Origin of the sequence: Sphingosinicella sp. (genome assembly GCF_041916975.1) — a bacterium.
Taxonomy (GTDB): Bacteria; Pseudomonadota; Alphaproteobacteria; order Sphingomonadales; family Sphingomonadaceae; genus Sphingosinicella.
Genome location: NZ_JAYRYK010000003.1, coordinates 1 through 2,048, shown reverse-complemented (window position 1 = coordinate 2,048; position 2,048 = coordinate 1). Strand labels below are relative to the sequence as shown.

Below are 2,048 nucleotides of genomic sequence, written 5' to 3'. Positions count from 1 at the left end.
ACTATCAACGCTTCACGGCTCACGAGGCCCGTCGGCGCCAGTTGCAATATATCGGCAGGCTCATGCGCAACGTCGATCCCGAGCCGATCCGCGCGGCGCTGGATGCCTTCAAGGGCGTCTCGGCCGTCGAAACGGCGCGCATGCATCGCCTCGAAAACCTGCGCGCACGTTTGATCGAAGACGAAAAGGCGCTGCACGATATCGCCGAAGCCTATCCCGGCGCCGATTTGCAGCAGATCCGCGTGCTGCGCCGCAACGCGATCAAGGAAAAAGAAGCCGGCAAGCCGCCGCGTGCGTTCCGTGAGTTGTTCCGCGTCTTGCGCGAATTGGAAACCGGCGGCGTCGACGACGACGAGGCAGAGGGTTTCGACGACGGCATCGAGGAAGAAGCATGAGCCATCCCTTGAAGATCGGCCTCGTTTCCATCAGCGACCGCGCTTCCAGCGGCGTCTATGAAGACAAGGGCATTCCGGCCTTGCAGGAATGGTTCGGTCGGGCTTTGGCGTCGTCGTGGACGATGGAGACCCGGCTGATCCCCGACGATCAGGCCAGCATCGAGGCGACCCTGATCGAATTGTGCGACGTCGCCGGCTGCCATCTGGTGCTCACCACCGGCGGCACCGGCCCGGCGCCCCGCGACGTGACGCCGGAAGCCACGCTGGCGGTGGCCCACAAGGTGATGCCCGGCTTCGGCGAGCAGATGCGTCAGATCAGTCTGGCTTTCGTCCCGACGGCGATCTTGTCGCGGCAGGTGGGTGCGATTCGCGGCCGGTCGCTGATCCTCAATCTCCCAGGCCAGCCCAAAGCCATCGCCGAAACCCTCGAAGGCTTGAAGGACGCCGACGGCAAGCAGAAGGTGCCCGGCATCTTCGCCGCAGTGCCCTACTGCATCGACCTTATCGGAGGCCCGTATGTGGAAACCAACGAGGCGGTAGTCAAGGCTTTCCGCCCGAAGTCGGCGATCCGTCCCCAGGCCTGAGCGGCCGGTCGCCGGTATCAGGCTCCGCCGATGACGGTGCGCAGGCCCGCCCGGGCAATCAATCCGAGCGCCGCACAGTTGAGCGCCACCGTCATCCAGAACACCCGCCGGAACGACGCTTTGCGGGTTTTGTGGCGATACCTGCGTTGTGCGATCAGTGCCCCTGGCCAACCGCCGATTAGTGCAAACAGGTGCAGGGTGTTCTCCGGCGTCCGCCGTCTGCCGTTCTCGGCGGAAATCTTGTCCCAGAGATACATGAGGAAGGCAACAAGACTCGCTGCGGCGTAAACGCCGAGTACCGCGAGGGGCAATGTGCCGCGCAAGCCGGCGACGCCGAGCGCGACGACGAAAAGCCCCAGTAATCCCATCGGTAGCAGGTTGTCGCCCCGCGGCGCGGCTGCGGTTGGTTTTGTGGCTTCGGCGAAGGTGACATTCTCTGCGCGGGCCCGGCCGTCGGTGCCGCGCTGTAATTCGTAGGTCAGCAGCGCATCGCCGGCAGGCCGCCGCTGGCGGGACTGAAAAGCTTTGATATGCACGAAAATCCGCTCGCCACCGTCATTCGGAGTGATGAAACCGAAGCCCTTGTCGTCGTTCCATTGGGTGAGTTTGCCTTGGTAGCGCATGGGAAATGATGGACAGACCGGCTGCCGTGGATCGATTGTTTGGGAACGTGATTTTATGACCTCGAGGGGGGCGCGGTGCCGCTCCCGCGGGAACAAAGCAAAACGCGCCGCCCATTTTCATGAGCGACGCGCTTGTTGAGGCGGTATTCAGGCGCCGTCTTATTTTGCGAATATCTTGATCACCTTGCCTTCAAAGCGCGGCTTTGGCAGGTAGCCGCCGGCCAACTGCTTGCGTCGCTCCTGCTCCCGCCACCAGGCACGCACCCCGAGCAGCGCCGCAAGGATCAGGCTGTAGATCAGCGGCTCGGTCACGTCCTTCTTCACCAGCCACCAGAAATGCACGCAGCCGAGTACGGCGATGGGGTAGATCGCGCGATGCAGGCTTTGCCAACGGCGACCGCCGAGTTTGCGGATGGCGTAGTTGCTGGAGGTGAGGGCGAGCGGTG

3 protein-coding genes and 1 pseudogene are annotated in these 2,048 nt (G+C 63.5%); 2 read left to right on the top strand and 2 right to left on the bottom strand.

The window, feature by feature from the left end:
* Nucleotides 1–395, top strand: a 395-nt coding sequence (yjgA, locus tag ACE3TJ_RS19650; protein WP_374599527.1) for a ribosome biogenesis factor YjgA, incomplete at its 5' end; no start/stop codon positions are given.
* Nucleotides 392–979 carry a molybdopterin adenylyltransferase gene (mog, locus tag ACE3TJ_RS19645; RefSeq protein ID WP_300453225.1) on the top strand — a complete coding sequence of 196 codons (588 nt, stop codon included), beginning with the start codon at nt 392–394 and terminating at the stop codon, nt 977–979. The genes yjgA and mog, both read left to right, overlap by 4 nt.
* Nucleotides 980–996: 17 nt before the next feature.
* Here the strand turns inward: mog and ACE3TJ_RS19640 are convergent, their stop codons facing one another.
* Nucleotides 997–1,602 (bottom strand): DUF1294 domain-containing protein, encoded by a 606-nt coding sequence (locus ACE3TJ_RS19640; RefSeq protein ID WP_374599524.1) that lies wholly within the window; start codon nt 1,600–1,602, stop codon nt 997–999.
* Nucleotides 1,603–1,761: 159 nt separating this feature from the next.
* Nucleotides 1,762–2,048, bottom strand: a pseudogene (locus ACE3TJ_RS19635) (hypothetical protein); the annotation flags it as partial.